General features: G+C 59.4%; 3 protein-coding genes and 1 pseudogene. All 4 read left to right on the forward strand.

Annotated elements, in window-relative coordinates; all coding sequences use genetic code 11:
* Nucleotides 1-2,902: hemagglutinin repeat-containing protein (locus NCR98_RS23810; RefSeq protein ID WP_250527496.1), on the forward strand; the 2,902-nt coding region annotated here is incomplete at its 5' end.
* Complete coding sequence (locus NCR98_RS23815; RefSeq protein ID WP_250527497.1) at nt 2,899-3,213, forward strand: hypothetical protein; 315 nt, start codon at nt 2,899-2,901, stop codon at nt 3,211-3,213. The genes NCR98_RS23810 and NCR98_RS23815, both read left to right, overlap by 4 nt.
* A gap of 153 nt (nt 3,214-3,366) precedes the next feature.
* Nucleotides 3,367-3,753, forward strand: a complete 387-nt coding sequence (locus NCR98_RS23820) for a contact-dependent growth inhibition system immunity protein (RefSeq protein ID WP_250527498.1) — start codon at nt 3,367-3,369, stop codon at nt 3,751-3,753.
* A gap of 63 nt (nt 3,754-3,816) precedes the next feature.
* Nucleotides 3,817-5,038 (forward strand): annotated as a pseudogene (locus NCR98_RS23825) (hemagglutinin repeat-containing protein); the annotation flags it as partial.

Consider the following 5,038-nt stretch of genomic DNA (forward strand, 5'->3'; position numbering starts at 1 on the left):
CAACTCGCAGGAAACGCATAGCCACAGCAATGTGGTGAGCGGTAAGGAGGTGGCGAGTTCGTCTAATTCGACGGCGACCCTTTCGCAAGGCAGCATGATTTCCGCCGATGCGGTGACGATCACCAGCGGCAAGGATATCAACGTGCAAGGCAGCACGATTGTCGGCACGAACGATGTGTCGCTCAATGCCACGCACGACGTGAATATCACCACGACGCAAGACACCATGCAGTCGTCGGGCAGCCATCAGGAGACACGCACGGGATTGGGCACGAGCGGGCTGACTGTCACGGTCGGCACCAACAAGCTCGCCACGACCGATCAGGCATCGAGCGTGACGAACAACGCGAGTACGGTCGGCTCGATCAACGGCGACCTGTCGATTCAGGCCGGCAACACGTTACACGTGACGGGTAGCGATCTTGTTGCGGGCGGAAACCTCGCGGGCACGGCGGCGAACGTCATCATCGACGCTGCAACCGATACCTCGCATCAGGCGCAGACGCAGAAGACCAGCAGCAGCGGCGTCACGCTCGGACTCGCGGGTTCGGTGGGCGACGCGATCAACAACGCGTATTCGGAATCTCAGGCGATCGGCCATTCGGCCAGCAGTGGCAATGACCGGGCGGCAGCGCTCCACAGCATCGCGGCGGTGGGCGACGCCGCGATGGTCGCGAACGGTGCAAAAGCCCTCGCCGGTGGCGGCAAGCCCGACATCGGTGTCAAGGTGAGTATCGGTTCGAGCAAGAGCCAGAGCCAGTCGTCGGAAGATCAGGCCACGCAGCGCGGCTCCAGTGTGCAGGCAGGCGGCACCGTGGCATTCGTCGCGACCGGGGATGGCACGCCGGGCAGCGGTAACGTGACCATCGCCGGTTCGAATGTGGGCGCGAACGACGTATCGCTCGCGGCCAAGAACCAAGTGAATATCGTCAACACGACCGACACCGACTCGACGCGTAGCTCGAATAGTTCGAGCAGCGCCAGCATCGGCGTCCAGTACACGTTGGGCAGCGGCTATGGCGTCTCGGCGGCGATGGCAAACGCGCATGGCGATGCGAACAGCGACGCATCGATCCAGAACGCCTCGCATGTCACGGGGGCGAACAGCGTCACGGTTATTTCGGGCGGCGACACCAACATCATCGGCTCGCAGCTGAACGGCAAGCAGATTGCGGCCGATGTAGGCGGGAACCTCAACATCACGAGCGTGCAGGACGTGACGAACAGCGCCGCGCACCAGAGCAGCGCGGGCGGCGGGGTTACGATCAGTCAGGGTGGCGGTAGCGCGAGCTTCAGCGCACAAAACGGTCATGCCGATTCGAACTACCAAGGCGTCAATGAGCAGGCCGGGATCAATGCGGGCGATGGCGGTTTCAACGTCAACGTCAAGGGCAGCACCGGTCTCACTGGCGCGGTGATATCGAGCACGGCGGACGCCTCGAAGAATAGCCTCACGACTGGCACGCTCACGTATAGCGACATTCAGAACCAGTCGCACTACGACGCCAACAGCAACGGTATCAGCGCGGGTGTAGGTGTTGGGGTAACGGGCAAAGCGACGGGCCCCGGTTCGGTGAGTGGCTCGGGCGGTGCAACACCGATGATCTCGCAAAACGAGAGCGGCGATTCGAGCGCGACGACGCGCAGCGCCGTGAGCGCGGGCACGATCGACATCACGAACGCGAGCGGGCAGACGCAGGATGTGGCGGGTCTCTCGCGCGACACGACGAACACGAACGGCACCGTTGCGAAGACGCCGGACGTGAGCGCGATCCTCAATCAGCAGGCCGACACGATGCAGGCGGCGCAGGCAGCGGGGCAAGTGGTGGCGCAGGGGATCGGGGCGTATGCGGATATGAAGCGAGACGAGGCGGTCGATGCGGTCGACGCGGCAGCCAAGAGCGATGATCCGCAGGCGCTGGCCGCAGCGCTGGCCGACTACGCCGATTGGCGTGAAGGCGGTGACTCGCGTGCGATTCTCCAAGCGGGCGGTGGCGCCTTGATCGGCGGGCTGGGCGGCGGTGCGTTCAGTGCATTCGGTGGCGCAGCGGGCGCGGCTATTTCCTCGAAGCTCGCAGACCAGACGAAAGCGGCGGCCGACGCAGTGACGGGTGCGACGGGTTCGTCGTTGATGGGTAACCTCGCTGGGAATATCCTGTCAGGTCTGGCCGGTGCGGCCGTGGGTGGCACAGCGGGCGCGGCGATGGGATCGAATGTGAACCTGTACAACCAGGGAAATGACAAGGACGCAGCAGCGAAAGACTCCCGTGTGAAAGCCGTAATTGCGCAAGCGCTCGGCAACCCGCCTGATTTCAACGCGATTTCGCTTGGTACGCTGATTGACCAGTTTGTTGGGCTGATGAAGTCCGGCGCGCAGGCTAAGATGTCCGAATCGCCGGCGGACCTAATGGCGCAAGGCGCGGCGAACGGGCTCAATGCGATAGTAGGTACGGGCGGTGGCAAGCCGCCTGCTGCCAGTCCAGGAGTGGTGCTCGCGGATTCCACGGCGGCAAACGCTGTTCCTGGGACACCGGGGTATGTGCCGGGGAATGCTATCTTTAATGGTAGTAACAATGGCGAGAGTGGCAATAACTCGCTGCTCGATCCGAAAGCAGAAACGCACGTTCTCTATGGTGATGGGCCCACATCCGGAGGGCATTTGTCGGGCGTTGGAAAGCCGGGAAAATCGGAGTTTCCGCCTTCATGGAGCCCGCAAGACGTTACTAATGCTATCTCTGACATAGCTACCGATCCGAAAACACAATGGTCAAAACCATCAAGTAACGGCTACGTGACGGGAACGGGCACAGTCGATGGAGTGGATATTAAGGTGGTCGTCGATCCGAGCAGGGGGCGTATCGTAACCGGGTATCCGACAAACTTACCAAAGAATCCGAAATGACGAATAAATCAGATTACGAATTAATTGAAGAGAACCTTTTGATTGTTCTGCAGGAAATGGAGGAGCAGCCGGAAGTTGCGCGGGCCTATCCGCCGGATGCGATGACATATGAAGATGAAATGGCACAGATCAGGGAATTTATCGATCTGGCGGGAGAATATGGACTTGCGTTTGAATATATAAATAGTGCGCTGGAGCAGTACCCGTATAAGGTGTCGGGTAAGGCGGCCGTTAAGCTACTAGAGGTGGGGCTGTTAATGGGTTTTAAGTCTGAAAATGATAAGGACAGTAGATTCGACAGAAGGCGCTGATCCACTCTTGCTAATGCAAAAACAAACCCGGCATGGCCGGGTTTGTTGTTTTAAGGCATAGCAGGCAGTGGCGTAATAATTAGCTGTTATTCTAGTTCGTGACCCGTCGATGCCAACGGGATATAAAATTCTTACCGGATATCCGACAAAACCATGATTCGCCAAAAGTTTCCGGAGCTTGAGCAACTGCTAGGTTGCTATTTCCATCAAGACTGGACAGAGGAATTCGATGAAGACACGTTGGTCCTTCAAGCGATTATCAAATCGGAATCGAAGGACCGGCTTGCGGCAGCTGCATCAGAACTCAACATTCTTTTAGGTTTGGGACTTTCTGAGGCCGAACTGAGTTTGGTGCTCGTTAACCAGTTGGGGTGCTACTTTGACCCAAGGGCAAAAGGACTTACATGCTTGCAATGGCTCAAACAAGTGAGCCATGAATTCAAGTCGCTTAAATTAAAACGACAAACCCAGCCATTGCGCTGGGTTTGTTGTTTGTGGCGCAGTTCTGTTTCGAGCCGAGGCCGAAGTAGAAAAAAATGATGAAAGCAGTTCTTAAGAGCGTTGATGCCGGTAGTTCTGTTGCCTTCGAGGCATATTGGCCAGAAGAATCAGATCACATCGCTCACCGGTAAGGCCGTGCTCGGTCCGTACACCGATCTTCAATCGATGTACCAGGCGATGCTGGGCGCGGGCGCAACGCTCGCACAGTCGTTGAATCTGCCGCTGGGCATGAGCTTGTCGCCCGAGCAGGTGGCTTCGCTTACATCGAACGTCATCATCATGCAGACCGAGGTGGTCGACGGACAGTCGGTGCTGGTGCCGGTCGTGTATCTGGCCAAGGCGAGCCAGCAGAACATGAACGGACCGCTGATCGCGGCGACCGACATCGATCTCAAAGACGCACAGACGTTCAACAACAGCGGCACGGTGCAGGCGGCTAATACGCTGTCGATCGATGGCAAGGCCATCGACAATGCGTTCGGCACGCTGCAAAGCGGCGGGCTGATGTCGCTGACGACATCAGGCAATGTCGATTTCACGTCGGCGACGGTGAATGCTGGCAGTCTTGCGTTGAATGCGGGCGGCAATCTGATCCTCGACACGGCGGTCAAGAGCGTCGATCAGATCAGCGCCACGGGCGCGACGCGTACCACGACCACGCTTGGGCCCATTGCCAACCTCAACGTGGCGGGCAACGCGCTCATCACGACAGGCGGCAACGTCGAGCAGCACGCGGGCAATCTGAACGTGGGCGGCAATCTCGGCCTGTCCGTGGGCGGTAACTACGACATCGGTTCGGTGCAGACCGGCGAACACAAGGTCGTCGAGCGCGCCAATGGGGTGTCGAATACCGACATCAACCAGACGACGGGCAGTTCGGTGACGGTCGGTGGACTATCGCTCATCGGCGTGGGCGGTGATCTGACGGCGACCGGCGCGAGCATCAACCTGGGTGGCGGCGGTGTCGTTGCGGCTCAGGGCAACATCACGTTGCAGGCGGCGAAGGCGACCTCGACCGTCGACAGCAACAGCGCGGGCAGCGACAGCCACGGCAGCTACGCGGAGTCGATGCACACCGCCGACGATACGCTCACGGCCACCACACTCAACGCGGGCAATTCGCTGAGCGTGGTGGCGGGCAAGGACATCAACCTCACCGGCAGCGCAATCAGCCTCGACAAAGGGACGGCGACGCTTGCCGCGGCGGGCAATGTCAATGTCGGCGCGGCCACCGAAACGCATGTCGACAACTCGCAGGAAACGCATAGCCACAGCAATGTGGTGAGCGGTAAGGAGGTGGCGAGTTCGTCTAATTCGACGGCGA

Source organism: Caballeronia sp. GAWG2-1 (assembly GCF_023631405.1).
Taxonomy (GTDB): Bacteria; Pseudomonadota; Gammaproteobacteria; order Burkholderiales; family Burkholderiaceae; genus Caballeronia.

Bases quoted from the DNA above. Each gene is read 5' to 3' on its own strand.
- NCR98_RS23815 (WP_250527497.1), top strand. From the start codon at position 2,899: ATGACGAATAAATCAGATTACGAATTAATTGAAGAGAACCTTTTGATT.
- NCR98_RS23820 (WP_250527498.1), top strand. From the start codon at position 3,367: ATGATTCGCCAAAAGTTTCCGGAGCTTGAGCAACTGCTAGGTTGCTAT.